Raw genomic sequence first — 21,080 nt, 5'->3', positions numbered from 1 at the left:
TTTTACGATAGCAGTTTTCTGTTTTATATCCCTCGTTGCCGTTTCCACTCCGGGACGGCCTCGTTTCTGCGGAGTGGGCAAGACCCGGATGCTGGCTGAGAATGACAGCCTTCCATCGGATAACCTTACCCATGATCTGCAACAGAACTGTCACCGGTCTGAGATTTGCGCACTCGACCGCAAGAAAAAGCCATATCCCCTATGGCTTGGAAAGAGCGCATGCCTGCTATCGAGCACTTAACGCCTGACCCTGACCTCCATCTTCTTCTGGAGGATGGAGCCCTTATTCGTCCTGCCCGCTGGCAGGGACATCATGCTCTGTTCATGCTTCCCAAAGTTCCACCGCGTCTCTGGATCCTTTCCCGATTAAAAAGTGGTTTCAGCCGGTTTGAAAACCGTGGGGTGTTGATAGGGGATCTTACTTTTTATGATGAATTCGGTGCCCATCGTCTCACCACCCACCTGACATCCTGCCCTGCAGAGGGGTGGGGCCCGCAACAAAGCCCTCTGACACGCTGGACCAGTGGCAAAGCCCTGCTGGAGTTCGACTGTCCCCCCAGCAGCACAGCCGTCATGATGTCCATGGAGATCTGTTCGGAAGGCCCCTATCGTCTGTGGCCTCACGAAGAACCCCAGTCTCCTGTTACATAGGAGGCGGTTCAGCCTTCCACGCACGCCTTCAGAAACAGTTCAAAAGCGCGGCCACGATGGCTGAGGGCGTTCTTTTCGCTCTCAGCCATCTCGGCAAAAGTCCGCGTTTCGCCTTCTGGTACGAACATGGGATCGTAGCCATGCCCCTGTTCCCCGCGCGGAGGCCAAACCGTCTGGCCATGACACTCACCGACAACCGACTGCGTTTCTCCATCCGGCCATGCAAGACAGAGGGCCGCGACGAAAGACGCACCATGATCGGTCGTATCGCCCATTTCCCGATGCACCCGCTCCATGGCAATGCTCATATCCTTGGTCGGTCCACCCCAGCGCGCTGAATAGACGCCGGGCTGGCCGCCCAATGCGGAAACACAGAAACCGGAATCATCAGCCAATGCGGGCATGCCAGAAGCTCGCGCCGCAGCAAGAGCCTTGATTTCGGAATTACCAACGAACGTATCAGCCGTTTCTTCCGGTTCCGGCAGGTTCAGTTCCCCAGCAGACACGACCGTAATGCCGCTTTCTGCCAGAAGGGTAGAGAATTCGCGCAGCTTCCCGGCATTGTGGCTGGCAAGAACGATTTTTGATCCACGGGACAGACGACGCATCACAGGGTCTCCAGTGCAGCATTCTGGGCTTCGAACAGTTTGGCTGTGCCAAGACGTGCGAGGCGTAGCAGTTCAAAAAAATCATGGTCCTGAAAGGGAGACGTTTCCGCCGTACCCTGAATTTCCACGATGCCACCCTCGGCCGTCAGAACAAAATTCGTGTCGGCCTGTGCTGCGCTGTCTTCAATGTAATCCAGATCCAGCACGGCTCCGGCCTCTGTCAACCCGCAGGAAACAGCGGCGACCTGTGATGTGATGACGGAAGTGAGCTTAGCTTTTCGCAACGCCAGGGAAAGCGCCACCCAGGCACCGGTAATGGACGCGCAGCGTGTCCCGCCATCGGCGTTCAGCACGTCGCAGTCCAGTGTGATGGTCCGTTCGCCCAGTTTCTTCAGATTGACGCAGGGGCGTAGGGAACGGGCGATCAGCCGCTGGATTTCCTGCGTGCGGCCTGACTGCTTGCCCTTGGAGGCCTCCCGGTGTCCGCGTTGATGCGTGGCGCGCGGCAGCATGCCATACTCGGCATTGATCCAGCCCTGTCCCTTGTTGCGTAGGAAAGGGGGCACCTTGTTCTCAATCGACGCCGTGCAAAGCACTTCCGTTCCACCAACCCGGATCAGCGCAGACCCTTCCGCATGTCGGGCGAAGCCTGGCTCAATGGATACGGGGCGACCTTCGTCGCTGGCGCGGCCAGACGGACGCTTTGTCATGCGAAAAAATCCTCTCTTAGAAGCGAGTCCTGCCTCTACCGCGTTTGACGAGAACGCTTCCAGCCCCGACATACAGTTTTACCATGATGAGACCTGACCCTTCCTTCTTCCGCATGTCGAACTCCTTTCCTTCCGGGCTTGGGGACAGGGAAGCTGCGATTCTGAGGGAAATCGTCGAGGAATATGTCGAAACAGGTGCGCCGATCGGCAGCCGAACGCTGGCACAGCGCCTCAATCCAGCCTTGTCCCCTGCGACGATCCGCAACGTCATGGCTGATCTCGCACGGGCTGGCCTGCTGTTCAGCCCTCACGTTTCCGCAGGGCGCCTACCGACAGAAAAAGGCGTCAAACTCTTCGTGGAGGGTCTTCTTCAGTTCGGTGCCCTGACGGAAGAAGACCGTGCCAATATCGACAGCCGGCTGGACATCCACGGTCGCTCCTATCAGGAGACGCTTGCGGAAGCGTCCTCCATGCTGTCCGGGCTGTCTTCAGCCGCAGGGCTGGTATTGGCCCCAAAATCGGATGCCACCCTCAAGCATATTGAGTTCGTTGCCCTCGGTCCGGGCCGTGTTCTGGTTGTGCTCGTGAGTTCTGACGGGCAGGTGGAAAACCGGATTATCGAAACACCGCCCGGCCTTCCACATTCCGCCTTGGTTGAAGCGGGAAACTACCTGAACGCCCATCTCGGAGATCTGACGCTCGGCACCCTCAGGGAGCGGGTCAGCAAGGAAATGGATGCCAACCGTCATGAACTTGATGCTCTGACGGCCAGCGTGATTGAGAGCGGCCTCGCCACATGGGACGCGGATGGTGGAACGCTGTTCGTGCGCGGTCAGGGCAAGTTGCTGGCAGACATCACTGAAATCGAGCGCCTGACAACCATCCGAATGTTGTTCGATCATCTCGAAACCCAGGAAACCATGCTCCAGCTTCTGCAACTCGCAGACGCGTCGGAAGGGGTGAGGATCTATATCGGCAGCGAGAGCGGCATGTTCGGTATGTCCGGCGTGTCCATGATTGTGGCCCCCGCGCGGAATGAGGCTCAGAAAATCGTGGGTGCCATCGGGGTCATCGGGCCGACACGTCTGAATTACGGACGGATTGTTCCAGTCGTGGATTACACGGCCCGGATGGTCGGGCGCCTGCTGGGATAGTTGACTGCAACCCTTCCGCCTTTGCGTTGTTGAATCCCGCGTCCATCGGAAAGGAAAGAGTCCATGGCTACGATTGACGCAAAGAAGTCCGGTACGTTCCTCATTGGTGGTGACCTCAAGGTCCATCGCCTCGGATTTGGTGCCATGCGCATCACAGGCAAGGGCATCTGGGACGAACCACCAGACCATGAGGAAGTGGTTCAGACCCTTGAAAGCCTTCCAAAATTCGGCGTGGATTTCATCGACACAGCGGATTCCTACGGTCCCTTCGTTTCAGAAAACCTGATCCGCGAAGTGCTGTATCCCTACAAGAAGATGGTCATCGCCACGAAAGGCGGCCTGACCCGGCACGGCCCGGATATCTGGAAACCAGTCGGAAATCCGGACTATCTGCGACAGTGTGTCCTTATGTCCATGCGACGACTGGGCGTAGAACGCATAGACCTCTGGCAGCTTCATCGCATTGGGCCGGATTGTCCGGCAGAAAAGCAATTCGAGGCGATCGCCAAATTTCGCGAGGAAGGCCTGATCCGGCATGTCGGCCTGTCGGAAGTAAGCGTGAAAGACATCAAACTCGCGCAGAAATACTTTCCGGTCTCTACCGTTCAGAACCGCTTCAATCTTGTGGACCGCAAGTCCGAAGACGTGCTGGATTTCTGCACCAAGGAAAACATCGGGTTCATCCCGTGGGCACCTCTGGCTGCCGGAGAACTCGCCAAACCGGGCACCGACATGGACAAGATCGCCCATCGGCATCGTGCAGATGCGGGCCAGATTGCCCTTGCCTGGCTGCTCAAACGCTCGCCAGTCATTCTGCCTATTCCGGGGACAGGCAGCAGAGCACATCTGGAATCCAATGTCCGGGCAGCGTCCCTGAAACTTAATGATGAAGAGTTCGCTACGCTGGATCGGCAAGGTCAGGACGTCTGGCAGAAAACCGCCGCATGACCATAATGATCATGAACCGCTGAAAACCGTCACAAAATGACCCTTTTCAGCGGGGGCGACGAACGGCTCGTTTCAGTGCTATGCAGATTTCATGACGCGCCGTTCCATTCGCTCCCGTAATCCGCAAGACCCCAGGGCCAGTATGCCCCGTGGGCCACGTTTCCGTCGTTTCCGCCAGTCTCTTGCGATTGTTGCCGGCGTTGGGCTGGTTGGCATTGCGGGCGTGGGTGTGCTCGGCTGGACCACATACGCCAAACTTGTGGCTGATCTGCCAAGCGTGGATAGCCTGCGGGCTTACCAGCCGCCAACAGTCAGCCGGATCTACGCGTCTGACGAACGGCTGATGGCCCAGCTTGCCAATGAGCGGCGGATTTTCGTCCCAATTGACGCTATTCCGGACAAAGTCAAGCGCGCCTTCTTGTCCACGGAAGACCATAACTTTTACACCCATGGCGGTGTGGACGTGATGGCGATTGCCCGTGCCGGCATGACGGACGTGTTCGCCCGTCACGGACGTCGCCCGCTTGGTGCGTCCACCATTACGCAGCAGGTCGCCAAGGTCATGCTGCTTAACAGCAACGTCCTGACCATTGATCGCAAGATCAAGGAAGCCCTGCTGGCGATGAAGATGGAGCAGGTCCTGTCCAAGGACAAGATTCTCGAAATCTATCTGAACGGCATTTATCTGGGGAACGGTGCCTTCGGTGTCGCCGCCGCCGCCCAGACCTATTTCAATAAGCCGCTCGATCAGCTGGATGATGCGGAAGCTGCCTCTCTGGCTGCTCTTCCCAAATCCCCGACGAATTACAACCCGTTCCTGCACCCGCAAACGGCTCTGATGCGCCGGAACATCGTGCTGGATCTGATGGCCGATAACGGCGTCATCAGCCGCGAGCAGGCAGAGCAGGACAAGAAAGAGCCTCTGGTTCCGCAGCAGAAGCAGCGTTTTGGTCCTCTTCCGGATTCCGAATGGTTCGGCGCGGAAGTTCGTCGTCAGTTGATTAGCCAGTATGGCGAAGACAAGGCCCTTCAGGGGGGCCTTGAGATCCATACAAGTCTGGATCAGCCCCTTCAGGCTTCAGCCACGAAGCTGCTACATGAAGGGCTGATGAACTATGACCGCAGCCGCAGTGGCTGGCGCGGCCCGGTTCGTCATCTGGACGGAATTGACGCTGAAGGGTGGGAAGACAGCCTGAACAGGGTCTCGGCCCCCGCCGGAATGCTGCGTGAATGGCGGCTGGGCGTCGTGCTGCCTGGTGCTTCCAAAGTCGGCTGGATCGAAGAGGGTGTCTCAAAGACCGGTCCACTTTTGACGACGGATCTCTCCTGGGCCAGACGGATGCACCCGCTGCGCGCTGGCGATGTCATCATGATCGAACCGCAGGAAAGCGGTTCCGCTGCCCTACGTCAGATTCCGCAGGTTGAAGGCGCTGTCGTGACGATGGACGTCCGCACCGGGCGCGTGCTGGCCCTTGTCGGTGGCTGGTCCTTCCACGAAAGCCAGTTCAACCGTGCGACACAGGCGCTGCGTCAGCCGGGTTCGTCTTTCAAGCCCTTCGTCTATCTGACGGCCATGGAGCAGGGGATTTCCCCTTCCGAGAAGTTCGATGATTCGCCGGTGTCTTATGGAGACTGGCACCCAAAGAACTACGAACACGACAACTGGGGCCCAACAACCCTTCATGACGCGCTACGTGAGAGCCGGAATCTCGTGACCATCCGTGTTGCTGCCCATCTGGGTATGAAGGCTGTGGCGGATACGGCCATCAAGGCGGGTCTCGTGGATCAGATGCCGCATGTGCTCCCCGCTGCTCTGGGCGCGGTCGAAACGACGGTGCTCAAGGAAGCGGCAGCCTATGCCAGCATCGCCAATGGCGGCCATGTCGTTACCCCTACGCTGGTGGACGATATTCAGGACCGTCTCGGCAATATCGTCTGGCGCGCACCCGGTCTGACACTGGGCACAACATTGCAGGCCCCGCCTGCGCCGCCGGTGGATCCTGCATCTCCCACGATCACGCCAACAGCGCCGGATGGCCAGCCTGCGACAGTCCCGCCAACCCCGGTCCAGCCTGCGCAGCCTGTTCCCGGCAGCGTGTCTGTTCCGTCGCTCACCGATACGCGTCCTGTTCTCGCAAGCGAAGCCAGCACCTATCAGATCACGGCCATGCTTCAGGACGTAATTGCCCGCGGTACGGGGCGTATGGCGGGCGTCGGAATTGATCGACCCATCGCAGGCAAGACAGGCACCAGTCAGGACTTCCACGACGCATGGTTCGCAGGCTTCTCGCCGGATATCGTGACAGTCGTCTGGGTTGGGTTCGATACGCCGCAGACGCTTGGCAAAAATGCAGATGGCGGTCGTATCGCTGGCCCGATCTGGAACAAGATCATGAAAGTCGCGCTGGCTAATCGTCCAAGGCTCGATTTCCGGGTCCCGGCGGATATTACGCTGGCGTCCTATAATACAGGTCGCATTACGGCAACGGACGGATTTAAGGCGGATCAGGTTCCGGGTGCCTCTGTGGCTCTGCATGGCTTCGGCGCCGGTACGGAAGCGCTGACAGCAGCGGATACGGGAGCCGATACCGTTATTTCCGATTCCGAGAGCGATATGGGGGATGCTGGTCCGCAGAGTGCTGGTCCGACGTCCAATCCCAAGGCGCAGGCTCAGAAACCTGCTCCCTCTGATGGTGACATTGGTGTAGGTGGTCTGTACTGAGTGCAGCCACATCACCTCGATGGAATGGAGGAATTATTATGTCGGCCGAGACCGAAGCGCTCTCCGAACAGATCAAGCAGTCGGTGGCACTGCTGAGGAGGCATCTTTAACTGGGATGTCGCTACAACACGCCTTGCGGAACTGAACCACCGCGCGGAAGACCCAGACCTTTGGAATGATGCGGATGCTGCCCAGAAGTTGATGCGTGAGCGGACAACGCTTGCCAATCAGATCGAGGGTGTCCAGCAGATTGAACAGGATGTCGAAGGCACTCTGGAACTTGTCGAACTCGCTGAAATGGAGAACGACACGGATCTGGTGCAGGAAGCCATCACAACCCTGCGCGGACTGGCCGCAGAGGTTCAGAAGCGCGAAATCGAAAGCCTTCTCTCTGGCGAGGCAGATTCCAATGACTGCTACGTTGAAGTGAACGCCGGCGCAGGTGGAACGGAAGCCCAGGACTGGGCGGAAATGATCCTGCGCATGTACACGCGCTGGGCGGAACAGCACGGCTACAAGGTCACCTTCATTGAAAGCAGTGAAGGCGAACAGGCAGGAATCAAGTCTGCGACCATCCAGATCAGTGGCCATAACGCCTATGGTTGGATGAAGACGGAAGCTGGTGTGCATCGCCTCGTGCGGATCTCGCCGTTTGATGCTGCTGCCCGTCGTCAGACGTCCTTCGCCTCTGTCTGGGTCTATCCGGTGGTCGATGATTCCATTGAAGTGGAGATCAACGATTCGGACCTTCGTGTCGATACCTTCCGTGCCTCTGGCGCGGGCGGTCAGCACGTGAACAAGACCGACTCGGCTATCCGTATTACTCATATTCCCACCGGGATTGTGGTGGCCTGTCAGACGGACCGCTCCCAGCATCGTAACCGTGCCAAGGCAATGGAAATGCTGAGAGCCCGGATGTACGAGGCCGAACTGCAAAAGCGTGAAGCCGCGGCTGCCCAGACAGAAGCGGCCAAGACGGATATCGGCTGGGGCCACCAGATCCGCTCCTACGTCCTGGCGCCGTATCAGTTGGTCAAGGATCTGCGTACGAACGTGGAGAAGGGTAACCCGGACGCTGTGCTGGATGGCGCGCTGGATGACTTCATGTCTGCTTCTCTGGCCCAGAGAGTGGGTGCAACACGATCGGAAGCAAGCGCATCAGCCCAGTGACGGTCCGTCGCGCATTAAAATGAAACCAAAAGGCTGGTGTGGCGTAACGAATACGCTGCTCCAGCCTTTTTGTTATAATTCTGTTACATGCCTTGAGGATTTTGATTTTTTCAGGGCAGAAAAGAAGCGGAAAAGTGTACTTTTTCGCACCTTCACGCGCATTTATTAGTGCCAAACGATCGAAAGATGAGAGTTTTTCGTTTCGGGAAAGGCAATAATCAGCTTGACACCATGGCCCTAAGGCTGCCCAATCAGCATATCGGGTATGTTCTCACGACATGCGACGAATCACACGTCCGTGAGGTGAGGGAACTCGATGCAACACAAGATCGAGATTCCACACTCTCAAGGTGTGGATCGATTGTCGGTGTCAGTGAGGGGTAAGAAGGTTACGACATGAAGAGCTACGCCGCACAGCAGCGCAAGCCGACGGACTACATTGTCGCGATCGTCGTGGCCGTGCTGGCTATGGGCGCGGTAATCTATGCGCTCATGAGCGGTGCTGTGGGCAAACTCGTCCACGAAAAGCCGCCCATCAAGACGGAAGTGATCAAGGAGCAGCCCAAGCCGCCTCCGCCACCTCCGCCGCCGCCACCGCCGCAGATGGAGCAGCCACCGCCGCCGTATATTCCGCCACCGAAGATCAGCGTTCCGCCGCCGCCAAAGGCGATCCAGCGGGTCACGCATGCCAAGCCGCCGCATCCGGTTCCGCCGAGCCCGACGCCTGCACCTGAGCCCGTCCCGGCTCCTCCGCAGGGCCCGCCAGCTCCGGCAGTTCCAGATCACACGGCTGGTGCGTCGCCGATCAACGGTGCAAAGCCGGAATATCCGGAAGAAGCACAGGAAGAGAACCGCGAAGGTAAAGTCACGGCTTCCTGCGATATTCTTCCGAACGGTCACACGGCGAACTGCTCGATCGTCAGCTCAACGGGTGGTCACGAGTTTGTGGAAAGTGCGCTCGACTTCCTTCGTCGGGCCCGGTACCAGCCTGCCGTCGTCAACGGCGCTCCGGTCACCGAGCATCACCACATTCTGCACGTCGACTTTACGATGGGCGACGACTGATCCGTCAGCCAGTAGTCTAAAATAAGATTGTCCTTCCGGTTTCCCAGGATCCGGAGGGGCTCAGGAAAGGGCCGGTCCCCATATGGCCGGCACCCCAGACAGCTCCGAAAACGGGCATCTCTAACGAGGATATGGAGTTCATGACCAGACTGTTCCGCCTTCCTGCTCTTGCCGTTCCGACGAAGGCGCGCGCCGTCCGGGCCAGCGCCATGGCCCTGACGCTGGCCCTGGCCTCGGGTGCGATCGCTCCGGCTATTGCTTACGCCCAGCCAGCTCCTGCTGATCAGAGCGCACCGGCTGACCCGTCCGCCACGCCGCCGGCTGCTCCTTCAGACCCGTCTGCTGCTCCGGCTGCTTCCGCACCGACCGATGCTGGCGCCCCTGCTGCAACGCCAGGCGACGCTCCGGCTGCTGATTCGTCGGCTCCGGCAACGGCTCCTGCTGACCAGGCGCCTGCTGCTGCTGCGACCCCGGGTGAAAGCGCCTCCGCTGCTCCGGAAGCTCCGGCTCCTCAGGGCAACCCTTATGGCCTCGGCGCCCTGTGGGCCAATGGTGACGTGATCGCTCGTGGCGTTCTGATCATCATGGTGATCATGTCCGCTGGTACCTGGATCATCATGGTCATGAAGTTCCTGGAACAGGGCCGTCTGTTTGCGGCTTCCAAGGAAGCATCCCGTGAATTCTGGACCAAGCCTTCCGTCCAGCAGGGTGCAGCTTCCCTGAAGGCATCTTCTCCGTTCCGCTACATTGCCGAGACCGGCATTGTTGCTGCTGAACATCACGAAGGCTCCATGCGTGATGCCATCGATCTGCATTCCTGGACCGAAATGTCCATCGGTCGTGCGGTTGATACGATCAACACCCGTCTGCAGGGCGGCCTCGCCTTCCTCGGTACGGTTGGTTCCACGTCTCCGTTCGTTGGTCTGTTCGGTACGGTTTGGGGTATTTACCACGCCCTGACAGCTATCGGCATTGCCGGTCAGGCTTCCATCGACAAGGTTGCTGGCCCGGTTGGTGAGTCCCTCATCATGACGGCTATCGGTCTTGCAACGGCTGTTCCTGCTGTTCTCGGCTACAACCTTCTGGTTCGCCGCAACAAGGGCGCCATGGACCGCGTTCGCAACTTCGCTGCTGACGTCCAGTCCGTTCTGATCGGTGGCTTCCGTCACGGTGTTGCTCCGGAAGATCACACGCCGACCACCATCACCACCAGCCAGCGGGTCTGATACTATGGGAATGAACGTCGGAGGAGGCGGCGGTGACGACGAAGTGGTGTCGGCAATCAACACCACTCCCCTCGTCGACGTCATGCTGGTGCTGCTGATCATCTTCTTGATCACCATCCCGGTTGCCACACACTCAGTGAAGGTCAAGCTGCCGGTTGATGCGAATCAACCGACACAGACCAAGCCGGGGAACGTTGTTCTGGCTGTGACCTCAACAGGTCAGGTTTACTGGAACACCACCCCGGTCAAGACACACGATGATCTGCTGAACCGCCTCGTTGAGGTGGCCAAGCAGAAGCCGCAGCCGCAGGTTCAGATCCGCGGTGACGGCGCTGCCAAGTATCTGGCAGTAGGCCAGGTGGTCGCTACCGCTCAGGAAGCCGGTATCGCCCATGTGGACTTTATCACCGAGCAGCCTCACTCGAACTGAGGTTTTGCCGGTCCGTCTGAAAACGGGCCGGCACCCTCTTTTACGTCACCCTTTTGGAGAACCGCCGTCATGGGCATGAGCGTCGGATCGGACAGCACGCACGAAGACGAAGGTATCGTCGATATCAACACCACGCCGCTGATCGACGTGATGCTGGTGCTGCTGATCATGCTGATCATCACCATCCCGCTGCAGACTCACTCGGTGGCCATTGATCTGCCCCAGGGCAATCCTCCGCCATCCACCGAGCAGCCCAAGCTGGTTACAGTCAGCATTGGCTACGACAACAGCATTTCTTGGAACAGTGAACCGGTTACGTCCGAAGCAGCACTGCAGGCCCATTTTGAAGCCGCAGCTGCAGAAGGTGACCAGCCTGAAGTCCATATTCACCCTGACCGTCTTGCAGACTACAAAACAGTTGCCCACGTCATGGCTGATGCACAGCGTCTTGGCGTGACCAAACTGGGTATCGTTGGTCTGGATCAGTTCATGGAAGGACAGTAATTCGTGTTTTTGTCCCTTAACCGCCGTCTGGGCGCCCGCTCCCTTCTGCTGGCTGGCGCTATTGGTACCGCTCTCATTGCTGGGCCTGTTGCCCATGCAGACGATGTGCTGGGTCAAGCTGTCGGCAAGGATCTTCAGCAGGCGCAGAGTGCTCTTGCCTCGAAGAGCTACGATAAGGCCATGGCTGCGGTAGATGCTGCAGATGCGGTCAAGGGCAAGACGGATTACGAGTCTTACACGATTGCCCAGATGCGTGCGGCAGTTGCAGCTCAGTCCGGTAATGTGGACGCTGCGACGAAAGCATATGATGTTCTCATCAACAGCGCCCGCACGCCGAAGGCGGCCAAGGGCCAGATGCTGATGGCTCAGGCGACGATGGCCTACAGCGCCAAGAAATACGCCGCTGCCATCCCCCCGACAGAGCGTTACCTGAAAGAACATGGTCCGGATCCCCGCATGCAAACCATGCTGATCCAGTGCTATTACTTGCAGGGCGACTGGAAGGGTACGGCCAAGGCGGCTCAGGAGCAGGTGGATGCCACGATCAAAGCTGGCAAGACGCCCGCTGAGAACCAGCTTCAGATGCTTGCTACGGCCTACACGAATCTGAAGGATGCGGACGCAAAGACGCATGCCTATGTTCTTCTGGCCAAATACTATTCCAAGCCTGATTATTGGGCTGTTCTGATCCATGATCTGGTGGCGAACCCAAATCTGGCACCCCCGCTCGTGTTCTATGTTGAGCGCCTACGTCTAGCGACTGGCGTCCTGAAAGATCCGTCCGATTATCAGGATATGGGCGAGCGCGCTGTACAGATGGGTCTTTCCCAACTGGCACTCAACCTGCTCAATCAGGGTTACGCCAACAAGTCTCTGGGGAATGGCCCATCAGCTGCAGCTGATGCCAAATTCCACGCTTTCGTTGCTCAGCGTGCTGCAGCTGATCGCGCTCAGTTGGCGCAGGCTGCCGCTGCGGCGTCTACAGCTCCAACTGCAGGTCCAGCCCTGACGACGGGGTACAATCTTGTGCTGAATGGTCAGGCGGATCAGGGCCTTGCTCTGATGAAGACTGGTCTTGGCAAGAACCCGCGCTATCCGGATCTTGCACAAGTCGAATACGGTATGGCGCAGATGGATGCTGGGCAGAAAGCCGAAGCCATTAAGACGTTTGAAAGTGTCTCGAGTAATGGTCCTGCAAAGGACGTTGCAGAGCTTTGGGCCCTTCTGTTGTCTCGTCCTGCTGCTCACTGACGGCAGTTGTGATCTTGGGTCATGGAAAGCGTCGGGAGGAATCCCGGCGCTTTTTTTTGTTCAGAATGGCAAGATTGAATCCATGACCTGCTGTCCGTAACGCGGAGTCTGGATCTGGGTGATGGTGCCCCGGCCGCCGTAGGAAATCCGTGCTTCTGCCATGCGGTCATGGGTTACGGTATTGTCGGCCGTAATATCCTGTGGTCTGACAATGCCGCTCACGCCGAGTTCCCGCAGTTCGCTGTTTACCCGGACTTCCTGTTTGCCCATTACCACGAAGTTTCCGTTTGGCAGAACCTGCGTAATGGTTCCTGCCAGACGCAATGTGACCGTCTCGTTGCGGATGATCTTGCCTGTCGCACTGCTGTCGCTACTGCTGGCTGTATTGAGACTGTCGGCACCCGTTACAGCGCTGATAATTTTTCCCTTGATCCCAAATAGATTCGGGATTCCAAATTTCTCATCAGCCGCTCTATTTGCTGTCGTGCCATTATTGAAGGCAGCATTATCAGTAATGTCCACAATGATGGTGACCAGGTCTCCAACCTGGGAAGCCCGTTGATCTTTGAAGAAGGCGCGGCTTCCACTACGCCACAGACTTGAAGCTTCCGGTGGGGGGGCTCTCAACGGAGGCATGGGCATCGTCACAGGGCGATAACTGGCTGCCAATGTGGGATCGCTGATGGACGTCATTCTGGGTGGTCGGCCTACTTCCGACAATTGAGCCAGAGAATTGCAGGCAGACAGTGCCGGGAGCAGGCTCACTAGGCCCAGACAGCGCATAACACTACGAGATGGAAGCAACATGTGTGGGATAATTCCGCCTGTTCCGAACAGAAGTATCCAACCATAAGCTTTGTAAAAAACAGGTTAACTCGAGAGGATTTCAGCCTCTAAGTCGCGTTTTTGGGTATTTGTGAAGATGTAAATATCCACATTCAATATCCGTATCGAAAACGATATTCCCCGAAAAAAAATCGTTTCTGAGCAACTGAAGGCAGGCTGTTTGGGGTGCAAAAACTCCAATTGGGAACCGGGAGCATGACAGACCGTTTCTAAGGCTTCAATTCGCTCTGCGGAGGATGACCTAAGTGCGTAAATCAATTCTGCTTCTTCTTGCTTTGTCTGTGTCCTGTGTCACGCTGACGGCTTGTGAACATCACCGGACGTTTGGTGAAAAAGTACGTGACACTGTAGACCCGCCAAAGGGGCCGATCGAGAAGGCAGGGCGTTCAGTTGACCGGACGCTTGGAAACTAAGCTCTTCTAATGGGCTGGAGCTTGTCTCTTGCCCATTTGCGGAATGTGGTCGAAAGAAGGGGTATGGCGGAACGGCCGTGCCCCTTTTTGCTGTCGTCTGGTCGCCTGCAAAGGAGAATGATCCATGCCGTCCGTTCTGAAAAAACCCATTTTGATAACCTGTAGAGCGATCCGTTTTTCTCCTGGGCAAGGATGAAAGCGGTTATGCGTATTCTTCTCACCGGTGGTCATGGGTTCGTCGGGACGCACCTGAAAATACGTCTGAAAGAGCGCCTTCCAGATCATGTGCTGATCGAGGGGCAAATGGATATTCTGGACCGTGAGGCTGTAGAGCGCGTTGTTCAGGATACCCGGCCGGATGCCTGCATCCACTTGGCGGCAGTGTCATCCGTTCTGGAAGCCAGTCAGGATACACGTCATGCCTGGCAGGTGAATCTTGATGGCACCATGAATCTTGCTGAAACATTTCAGCAGCATGCACGGCATATCCGCTTTGTTTTTGTGTCGTCCGCCGAAATTTACGGAGCGTCTTTTGCAGAGGATAAACCCCTGGATGAGACAGCGACAGTCGCACCGCTGAACACCTATGCCGCAAGCAAGGCAGCGGCTGATATGGCCGTGGGAATGCTTGCAAAGGAAGGTCTGCATGTTGTTCGGATGCGTCCCTTCACCCAGGCAGGAAGTGGACAGGATGCGAATGCCATTCTCCCATTTCTGGCGGCTCAGGTCGCGCGTATTGAAGCGCATCAACAGTCTGACATCCTCCTCGGCCACCCGAATGCTGGTTATGATATCCTGAATGTCCGCGATGCCTGCGATGCTTATATTGACGCTCTGGCGCTCCCGGAGCCGCCGCTTGATGGCACGGTGCTGAATATCTGTAGTGGTCAGACAAGGACTGCCAATTCTATCCTGAGTGATCTGATGGAGCTGGCGGATATAAAGGCAGAGATTCGGATTGACCCGACGCATCCTGCGCCTTCAGGTCTGGAAAACATGCAGGGTAATCCGCAGGAGGCGGAACAGCTTTTAGGATGGACGCCTCAGATTTCGTGGAAAAATACGCTTGAGGAAGTTCTGAACGACTGGCGGTGGCGCATTCGATCCTGAAGTCTCAGGGCAACAATTCCATCGTCCAGTCGAGAAGAGTTTTTTCCGACGTGACTTGATAGGCCGGCATGCCTGCGGCTGCAGCGGCCTGAAGATCGGTTTCCTGATCGCCGATCAGGAAACAGTCGGCAGGATGGACATCCCATTTCATCAGCAAATCCTGAATCATTCCTGGGGCAGGTTTTCTCCACTCACTGTCCTGTCGATAGTGTTCAACCGGTGCGGTGGGATGGAAAGGGCAGTATCGCCAGTCATCAATGGTGGCCCCTTCTGATCGGATAGAGGCAATAGCCCAACTCATCAGGCTTTTGACGTCATCTTCGCGATAATATCCCCGTGCCACGCCAGACTGGTTGGTAACGATGAAAATATGGTGCCCACTGCGGGCAATTCGGCGGAGAGCGGAAAACGTGCCGGTAATCCATTCAAAGCGTTCCCGCGCGCCGATATAACCGTGATCGTAGTTCAGCACTCCATCCCGATCCAGAAATACCGCAGGGCGGTGCAATGGATAGGCAGAGAAGGGAAGGGCGTCCGGTGATAGAACTTGGGAGGCTACGGAAATCGTCTCGCTGTATGCGTGTAGCAGATCTGTAAGGGATTCCGAGTCTGGTACAGCTCTCAGTGCCTGTTTGCTCAGAAGCGTCAACGCTGGTGTCCCATTCGGGTCCACGATACTTCGTGGCGTCTCCAGATGTGCGGTCATCAATGGGAGCAGCGGGAAGACAGCGCCATCGCAAAGACGGTCTCCTCGTGCCAGAAAAAACGTCTCCGGCAGCAGAGCGGCAACCTGCTGCAAGGCTTCAACCGTGAAGGTTGGAAGAGTGTATGTTGTCAGAGTCCCCTGTAGAGGAAGTTTCTCATGGAGGCATGGGAGAAAGTCTGATGTTCCCGCCGTTGTGAGTAGTGTAACATCAGTTATGCCGAAGCGCTGATAATCCCGGAGAACGCGAAAGAGAAACGACTGTCCCGCATAAGAGCGCAGGGCTTCTCCAATGTTTGGAAGAAGCAGGACGCATTGCGTAACTCTCGAAATCATACGTTAGGCGTTTGAGGGCATAGAGCGCGTTCTACAAGAGCGCAGACAATATGGGCTGCTGCGATATGCATCTGCTGAATCAGAGGTGTCCAGCCAGACGGAACACGCAGGACGAAATCGGCATCCGGAAGCTCGACACAGTTTTCGCCGGTGAAAACGACGGTTGTGATGTTCTGTGAACGCGCGGCTTTGAGAGCCTGTACGATATTCGGGGAGCGGCCCGAGGTCGTAATGCCCAGAAAGACGTCGCCTTTCCGCCCTAGCGCCAGAACCTGCCGGGAAAAGACATGATCAAAACCGTAATCGTTTCCAATGGCCGTCAGACCGGACGTATCCGTCGTCAAAGCAATGGCAGCAAGCGGGCGACGGTCATACATCAGACGGGCCGTGAATTCGCCAGCAATATGCTGGGCATCTGCTGCGCTGCCACCGTTACCGGCTACCAGAAGTTTTCCATCTTTTTCCAGTGCGGAGGTGATGGTTAAAGCAATGCCCGCCATCATGTCCGCGCAGGCTTCATGCTTGGAAAAGGCGACCATGGTTTCAGCAGACTGGCGGAGGTAATCCTGAAGATAGTCCCGCTCGGAGGCTGGGAGACTGTTCAGCAGGTCGGATGTCGGGAACTTGGACATCAGGAATGGAAACTCCGCAGGTCAGGTCAAAAAAATGTGTGGAGACCTTTTTCAGGTCACCTCATGATGAGAGACAGAGGGTTTTGAAGAGCATCTGTCAAGCAAGGCCTTTTATGAAACTACCTGTTTCTTTCGCGCTCAAGATCGGAACAGTTGCCTGAGGCAGGGCGTTGAACGGGTCTATCCGCCAGGAGACGATCCCGATGTCGCAACATCTTGCCGAAAATTTTTCCAACAGTTCCGTGACGGCTTTGAGAGCGAGTGAAACCAATACGTCGCAGAAGGAAAAATGGTGGAAAGAAGCTGTCGTCTATCAGGTGTACACAAGGTCTTTCAGGGACAGTAACGGTGATGGCATAGGCGATCTCCCCGGTTTGATAGACAGGCTGGATTACCTGAAATCCCTTGGGGTGCAGGTCATCTGGCTGGCCCCGCATTATGATACGCCCAATGTCGATAACGGCTATGATATCCGTAATTACAGAGCGATTGATCCTCTCCAGGGCACTATGGAAGATTTCGACCGGCTTGTTGCAGGCCTGCATGAGCGGGGAATGAAACTAATTGTGGATCTGGTCATCAATCATACCAGCGATCAGCATGAATGGTTTCGCCAAAGCCGATCGGGGCCGGATAATCCTTACCGTGACTTCTATATCTGGCGCGATGGGCGTGATGATGGGCCGCCCAATAACTACCTATCGATATTCGGAGGCTCTGCCTGGGAAAAAGACGAGGCGAGCGGGCAGTATTATCTGCACTATTTTGCCAAGGAACAGCCTGATCTGAACTGGGAAAATCCCAAGGTCCGTCAGGAAGTGTATGACATCATGCGCTTCTGGCTCGACAAGGGAGTGTCTGGGTTCCGGATGGATTCCATCTGTTTCATCTCAAAACTCCCAGGACTGCGGGATCTGACATTAGCCGAAATGGAAAGCCTGGAGCATGTGTATGTTACAGGTCCCAAAATCCATGATTACCTTCAGGACATGCACCGTGAAGTTCTTGCCGGTCGTGATCTGCTGACGGTTGGGGAAGCATTTGGCGTGTCTTTTGAGAACACACCTGCGTTCGTTTCGGAAGCCCGCAACGAACTGACGATGGTGTTCCATTTCGAAATTGTTCGCCTTGGCCGACATGACTGGCGGGTACAGGATTGGACGATCAAAGATCTGAAAGCGGTTTTGCGAGGAGAAGATACCTCTTCAGGGCCGGATGGCTGGTTAACGTCTTTTCTGGAAAATCATGATAACCCACGTTCCGTGTCATGGTTTGGCGATCCGTCTCCAGAAGGTCATGGCCCGTCCGCCAAGGCGCTGGCCACTCTCCTGATTATGCGTCGCGGGACGCCCTATATCTATCAGGGTGAAGAAATTGGCATGACCAATATTCATTTCGATGGAATAGAGGATTTTCAGGACATCAACGCAAAAGGGATCTGGAACAACACGGTTGGCATCGGGAAAATGCCTGCTGAAGAGGTTCTTCATAGTCTGCGGAGAATTAGTCGTGACAATGCCCGCACCCCTATGCAGTGGGATGCCTCGGATCATGCCGGGTTCACGACAGGCTTACCGTGGTTCCGTGTGAACCCCAATTATACCGATATCAACGTCGCGCAGCAGGGTGCTAGTCCTGCCTCCATTCTGAACTACTACCGGGCGCTAATTCAGCTTCGCGCCAGCCAGAAAGCTCTGATTTACGGAGATTTTGAAGATATTGATCCGGATCATCCTTCCGTCATCGCTTTTACGAGGACGCTAGGGAGCGAGCAGTTTCTGGTTTTGATCAATATGTGCGGTGAAACCGAGCACTATATTCTGCCTCACGGGCTGAAGATTGCAGAAGTGCTGTTGGATAATATGTCCGCATCAGCCGGGAACGTCCTGCCAGATCTCAAGCCCTGGCAGGCCGGCATTTATCGGCTGGCACCGCCAGCAGAAATCTGAACAGATATCAGACCCACTACAAACTGCTCTCTGATACAGAAAATACCAGAGAGCAGGCGCAGGAGCAGAATCAGAAGCCCGTGGACACGGACACCAGAGCTGCAAAGCCACCACCAACAACATAAACCGGGCTGGCACCTTTGATCGTGCTGCCATAGACGCCTTTGGTCGCTTTGGCATTTCCGGTCGCACTGGATGCGCCGGAGAGATAATTGTTGTCACCTAGATTCACCAGATTGAGCTGGATGGTTGGGTGTTTTGCTGGACCAAGCTTCTGCATCCGATACCCTAACGTCATGTTGGATGTGACGTAGGAGTGAAGGGACTGATCGTTCATGAATGTTGTGTATTGCGTATCCACATAACGGAGCGCAAAATTCCCGAAGAACGTGCCGTTATCGTAACGCAATCCGATTGAGCCTGTGAATTTCGGAGAGCTCGGCGCTTTTTTTCCTGCAGTCGGCAGATAATCCGATCCGGCATTGTAATTGTTGTCGATCGTGGCATGCAGATACTGGCCGGACAGATACGGGCTAAAATGATGCCAGTTACCGAGTGCCAGTTCCGCCTGTACGCCACGCGCTGTTTCGCCCCCCACGTTCAGAGGCTCTGAAACAAGACTGTTGGTCCCTGGGAGATAGCCGTAGGACGTAACCTGATGATTGGTGATGTTGTAATTGAAGAACGAAATTGCAGCATTATAGAAGCCATGATGGCGATAGCCGATTTCTTCCCCAATTGAATATTCAGGCTTCAGGTTGCCCGGCTGCTCAACAGCTGTACTGGAGGATGGATCGAAAAGCTGGGAGTACACTTCTACCGAGCCCGGAGCACGGAAGGCGGTCGTTCCGTTGATATAGATCTGGTCGTGGTCCGTCAGTTTGTAAGATGCATAGAACTCCGGCATCGGCTCGAAGTAGTTCTTGGCGTTTTTGTAAGGGTCTGCCCCCGGAACAAGGTTTGTTCCTTGACGGGAGAGCATGGTTGCTTTGAAACCGCCGGTAATTTGCAGCCTGTCATGTAGAAGATGAATGGTATCTGCCAGATACAGCGTGTTGGACTGCTGCTTGAAGTTCAGATCCCATGGCGTCAGAATCCGGCCATCCGCCACGCGGATAGGGTCATTGTTGAACCCGGATACAGAATTGCCTTGAGCGTCGGTCTGAATGTAATTCGCCAGTTCTTCATGCTGGGTGTACGCGTACCAGTAGCCGAATGTCAGCGTATTGTACTTCGTGGACCAGACCAGAGACGTGTTCAGACCTGAAGACTTCTGGTTCCAGGGATCAACAGCCTGTGTCGTCGCCATTCCATCGGACGTGAGATTGGAAAGGTTGAGGTTACCTGCTGCTCCCGTCCCAAAATAGCTGTTGGTACTGCTGATGTTCTGACCCCAGACGGAAGGTCCGAACATATGGACGTAATAAGGCGCCACATTGAGCTTAAGATGATTGCTCAGGGTAAAATGGGATGGTGCCATGACGGTCATGGCGTTGTTGATGGTTTGGTTCAGACCATAATAATTGGCATCACCCAGCGTATAGTGACCGTCATAGTTATAGCTGCGGCCGTATTTGTTCCAAGCTGCCATCGTGGGGTTCATATAGGACGTATATTTGGTCGCGTTATAGCCAAACACGGCGGAAACGGAGTTCCCGTCGCCCCACTCCTTGATGAATTTTGCATCGGTATGATGGCGGGTACCACCACCCGGACCGCGCCAGTTGTTCCAGGACATATGGGAATAGGAAACGAAGCCGCGAATACCGGTATGACCGATCTCGCCGGTTTCAAGGCGCAGGAATTCCTTGTTTGTGCTGTGCGTTCCGCCAGTGAGGGATAGATAACCGCCAGCTTTATGGCTGGGGTTGATTTCCGACATCGTGATCTGGCCGCCCACCGCATTGTAGAGCGGAGCATCAACATCCGGAGAGCCCTGCGAAACTGTCACGGAGCCCAGATTTTCGGTATCAACAATCGTACCCGTATAAGGGGCATATCTGATGGGGTCGGCAATCGGAATACCTTCAAAAAGATAACCGATCTGCTCTTCGTTCATGCCGCGGATATTCAGGGAGTCACCGGAAACGCCCAGAGGATCCTGACTGTAGGTTACAACACCAGGCAGATTCCCAATCAGGGCCTGAACATTCGATGTCGGGCTCATCTTCGCAATGAAGTCGCGGGTGATGCCGCTTTGTGAACGGGGCGCAGTCTGCACCGGCATCAGGCCACCGCCGGGCGTCGTATTGCTGACACCGTCTCCATAGGCTGCGCCAGTGACGTGTACGCTTTCGTCGCTACGGGCTTCAAGGGTGGAAGGACTGTGGCGGAGCGCAGGTTTGGCTTTGGTGCCCGTCTGAGGTGCTGAACTTTTGGAAACAGTGTGAGCCCGCTGCGTATGGGACGTACGGGCTTCTGCGTATTCGCTGGCGGCCCCAATCACGACAGTTGAACACAGGAGGGCGATGCGGAAGCTGGTTTTGTTCATCGGCTGCTCATGAAATCTGAGGGCGACCGCGATCCCGTAACGGTTGCGGAACATCAGCAGCGTATGAATTGTGTAAAATTGTTGTCAATCAAAAACGATCAGATTCGTTCCTTTTTTTGATTTTGTTTTGATCATCCGGTCAGATTGCTGATTGAACGATG

At 56.0% G+C, this 21,080-nt stretch carries 19 protein-coding genes; 13 read left to right on the top strand and 6 right to left on the bottom strand.

The features are described 5' to 3' along the window. The first annotated feature begins 219 nt into the window (after positions 1 to 219). Positions 220 to 651, top strand: coding sequence for a hypothetical protein (locus HKD32_RS12570; protein WP_194258161.1), 432 nt, complete (start codon positions 220 to 222; stop codon positions 649 to 651). A gap of 8 nt (positions 652 to 659) precedes the next feature. Here HKD32_RS12570 and rdgB read toward each other — a convergent pair whose 3' ends face one another. Together rdgB and rph are read right to left on the bottom strand one after the other, a co-directional pair. Then, positions 660 to 1,259 carry an RdgB/HAM1 family non-canonical purine NTP pyrophosphatase gene (gene rdgB / locus HKD32_RS12565; protein WP_194258160.1) on the bottom strand — a complete coding sequence of 200 codons (600 nt, stop codon included), beginning with the start codon at positions 1,257 to 1,259 and terminating at the stop codon, positions 660 to 662. Then, on the bottom strand, positions 1,259 to 1,969 hold the full coding sequence (gene rph, locus HKD32_RS12560; RefSeq protein ID WP_010503633.1) for a ribonuclease PH: 711 nt from the start codon (positions 1,967 to 1,969) through the stop codon (positions 1,259 to 1,261). Before rph ends, rdgB begins: the two co-directional genes overlap by 1 nt. An 83-nt stretch (positions 1,970 to 2,052) precedes the next feature. On the opposite strand from rph, the gene hrcA reads away from it, so the two are divergent. From hrcA to HKD32_RS12515, 9 genes are all read left to right on the top strand, one after another. Continuing rightward, on the top strand, positions 2,053 to 3,123 hold the full coding sequence (gene hrcA / locus HKD32_RS12555; RefSeq protein ID WP_194258159.1) for a heat-inducible transcriptional repressor HrcA: 1,071 nt from the start codon (positions 2,053 to 2,055) through the stop codon (positions 3,121 to 3,123). Between the two features lie 63 nt (positions 3,124 to 3,186). Continuing rightward, on the top strand, positions 3,187 to 4,071 hold the full coding sequence (locus HKD32_RS12550) for an aldo/keto reductase (RefSeq protein ID WP_061930493.1): 885 nt from the start codon (positions 3,187 to 3,189) through the stop codon (positions 4,069 to 4,071). Between the two features lie 91 nt (positions 4,072 to 4,162). Next, positions 4,163 to 6,793: a penicillin-binding protein 1A gene (locus tag HKD32_RS12545; protein WP_194258158.1), complete on the top strand. Its 2,631-nt coding sequence runs from the start codon at positions 4,163 to 4,165 to the stop codon at positions 6,791 to 6,793. Positions 6,794 to 6,831: 38 nt separating this feature from the next. Further along, positions 6,832 to 7,963, top strand: a protein-coding gene (gene prfB / locus HKD32_RS12540; RefSeq protein WP_099282324.1) for a peptide chain release factor 2 whose coding sequence is annotated in 2 segments (ribosomal slippage) — positions 6,832 to 6,900 and positions 6,902 to 7,963 — 1,131 coding nt in all. Because the reading frame shifts where the segments join, the coding sequence is not laid out codon by codon here. Between the two features lie 396 nt (positions 7,964 to 8,359). Beyond that, positions 8,360 to 9,028, top strand: a complete 669-nt coding sequence (locus HKD32_RS12535) for an energy transducer TonB (protein ID WP_023944560.1) — start codon at positions 8,360 to 8,362, stop codon at positions 9,026 to 9,028. A 140-nt stretch (positions 9,029 to 9,168) separates the two neighbouring features. Next, on the top strand, positions 9,169 to 10,254 hold the full coding sequence (locus tag HKD32_RS12530; protein ID WP_194258157.1) for a MotA/TolQ/ExbB proton channel family protein: 1,086 nt from the start codon (positions 9,169 to 9,171) through the stop codon (positions 10,252 to 10,254). Between the two features lie 4 nt (positions 10,255 to 10,258). After that, complete coding sequence (locus tag HKD32_RS12525; protein ID WP_010503621.1) at positions 10,259 to 10,684, top strand: ExbD/TolR family protein; 426 nt, start codon at positions 10,259 to 10,261, stop codon at positions 10,682 to 10,684. 69 nt (positions 10,685 to 10,753) lie between these two features. Beyond that, a complete protein-coding gene (locus tag HKD32_RS12520; RefSeq protein WP_010503620.1) occupies positions 10,754 to 11,188 on the top strand; it encodes an ExbD/TolR family protein in 435 nt (144 codons plus the stop codon). A gap of 3 nt (positions 11,189 to 11,191) precedes the next feature. Next, positions 11,192 to 12,439 (top strand): hypothetical protein, encoded by a 1,248-nt coding sequence (locus HKD32_RS12515; RefSeq protein WP_061930484.1) that lies wholly within the window; start codon positions 11,192 to 11,194, stop codon positions 12,437 to 12,439. A gap of 60 nt (positions 12,440 to 12,499) precedes the next feature. On the opposite strand, the gene flgH is transcribed toward HKD32_RS12515, so the two are convergent. After that, the gene (gene flgH / locus HKD32_RS12510) at positions 12,500 to 13,246 is read right to left on the bottom strand and encodes a flagellar basal body L-ring protein FlgH (protein ID WP_023944565.1); all 747 of its coding nucleotides are present in this window, start codon (positions 13,244 to 13,246) and stop codon (positions 12,500 to 12,502) included. Between the two features lie 284 nt (positions 13,247 to 13,530). Between flgH and HKD32_RS12505 the strand changes: the two genes are divergently transcribed. Continuing rightward, on the top strand, positions 13,531 to 13,698 hold the full coding sequence (locus HKD32_RS12505; RefSeq protein ID WP_010503616.1) for a hypothetical protein: 168 nt from the start codon (positions 13,531 to 13,533) through the stop codon (positions 13,696 to 13,698). 204 nt (positions 13,699 to 13,902) lie between these two features. After that, positions 13,903 to 14,808 carry an NAD-dependent epimerase/dehydratase family protein gene (locus tag HKD32_RS12500; protein WP_061930482.1) on the top strand — a complete coding sequence of 302 codons (906 nt, stop codon included), beginning with the start codon at positions 13,903 to 13,905 and terminating at the stop codon, positions 14,806 to 14,808. Positions 14,809 to 14,812: 4 nt separating this feature from the next. Here HKD32_RS12500 and HKD32_RS12495 read toward each other — a convergent pair whose 3' ends face one another. Together HKD32_RS12495 and HKD32_RS12490 are read right to left on the bottom strand one after the other, a co-directional pair. Next, positions 14,813 to 15,847, bottom strand: a complete 1,035-nt coding sequence (locus HKD32_RS12495; RefSeq protein ID WP_194258156.1) for a D-glycero-alpha-D-manno-heptose-1,7-bisphosphate 7-phosphatase — start codon at positions 15,845 to 15,847, stop codon at positions 14,813 to 14,815. Beyond that, positions 15,844 to 16,479 carry a D-sedoheptulose 7-phosphate isomerase gene (locus HKD32_RS12490; protein WP_061930477.1) on the bottom strand — a complete coding sequence of 212 codons (636 nt, stop codon included), beginning with the start codon at positions 16,477 to 16,479 and terminating at the stop codon, positions 15,844 to 15,846. The genes HKD32_RS12495 and HKD32_RS12490 overlap by 4 nt, the downstream gene beginning before the upstream one ends. 203 nt (positions 16,480 to 16,682) lie before the next feature. Between HKD32_RS12490 and HKD32_RS12485 the strand changes: the two genes are divergently transcribed. Then, the gene (locus tag HKD32_RS12485) at positions 16,683 to 18,428 is read left to right on the top strand and encodes a glycoside hydrolase family 13 protein (RefSeq protein WP_194258155.1); all 1,746 of its coding nucleotides are present in this window, start codon (positions 16,683 to 16,685) and stop codon (positions 18,426 to 18,428) included. A gap of 70 nt (positions 18,429 to 18,498) precedes the next feature. On the opposite strand, the gene HKD32_RS12480 is transcribed toward HKD32_RS12485, so the two are convergent. Then, positions 18,499 to 20,919 (bottom strand): TonB-dependent receptor, encoded by a 2,421-nt coding sequence (locus HKD32_RS12480; RefSeq protein ID WP_194258154.1) that lies wholly within the window; start codon positions 20,917 to 20,919, stop codon positions 18,499 to 18,501. Positions 20,920 to 21,080: the final 161 nt, after the last annotated feature.

Source organism: Gluconobacter japonicus, from assembly GCF_015244665.1.
In the GTDB taxonomy this organism is placed as follows: Bacteria; Pseudomonadota; Alphaproteobacteria; order Acetobacterales; family Acetobacteraceae; genus Gluconobacter; species Gluconobacter japonicus.
Note: the sequence above shows the minus strand (reverse complement) of the source record. Positions and strands in the feature narration are given on the sequence as shown.

Coding starts and splice junctions, on each gene's coding strand:
- HKD32_RS12570 (WP_194258161.1), top strand. CDS start 220: ATGCCTGCTATCGAGCACTTAACGCCTGACCCTGACCTCCATCTTCTT.
- rdgB (WP_194258160.1), bottom strand. CDS start 1,259: ATGCGTCGTCTGTCCCGTGGATCAAAAATCGTTCTTGCCAGCCACAAT.
- rph (WP_010503633.1), bottom strand. CDS start 1,969: ATGACAAAGCGTCCGTCTGGCCGCGCCAGCGACGAAGGTCGCCCCGTA.
- hrcA (WP_194258159.1), top strand. CDS start 2,053: ATGATGAGACCTGACCCTTCCTTCTTCCGCATGTCGAACTCCTTTCCT.
- HKD32_RS12550 (WP_061930493.1), top strand. CDS start 3,187: ATGGCTACGATTGACGCAAAGAAGTCCGGTACGTTCCTCATTGGTGGT.
- HKD32_RS12545 (WP_194258158.1), top strand. CDS start 4,163: ATGACGCGCCGTTCCATTCGCTCCCGTAATCCGCAAGACCCCAGGGCC.
- HKD32_RS12535 (WP_023944560.1), top strand. CDS start 8,360: ATGAAGAGCTACGCCGCACAGCAGCGCAAGCCGACGGACTACATTGTC.
- HKD32_RS12530 (WP_194258157.1), top strand. CDS start 9,169: ATGACCAGACTGTTCCGCCTTCCTGCTCTTGCCGTTCCGACGAAGGCG.
- HKD32_RS12525 (WP_010503621.1), top strand. CDS start 10,259: ATGGGAATGAACGTCGGAGGAGGCGGCGGTGACGACGAAGTGGTGTCG.
- HKD32_RS12520 (WP_010503620.1), top strand. CDS start 10,754: ATGGGCATGAGCGTCGGATCGGACAGCACGCACGAAGACGAAGGTATC.
- flgH (WP_023944565.1), bottom strand. CDS start 13,246: ATGTTGCTTCCATCTCGTAGTGTTATGCGCTGTCTGGGCCTAGTGAGC.
- HKD32_RS12500 (WP_061930482.1), top strand. CDS start 13,903: ATGCGTATTCTTCTCACCGGTGGTCATGGGTTCGTCGGGACGCACCTG.
- HKD32_RS12495 (WP_194258156.1), bottom strand. CDS start 15,847: ATGATTTCGAGAGTTACGCAATGCGTCCTGCTTCTTCCAAACATTGGA.
- HKD32_RS12490 (WP_061930477.1), bottom strand. CDS start 16,479: ATGTCCAAGTTCCCGACATCCGACCTGCTGAACAGTCTCCCAGCCTCC.
- HKD32_RS12485 (WP_194258155.1), top strand. CDS start 16,683: ATGTCGCAACATCTTGCCGAAAATTTTTCCAACAGTTCCGTGACGGCT.
- HKD32_RS12480 (WP_194258154.1), bottom strand. CDS start 20,919: ATGAACAAAACCAGCTTCCGCATCGCCCTCCTGTGTTCAACTGTCGTG.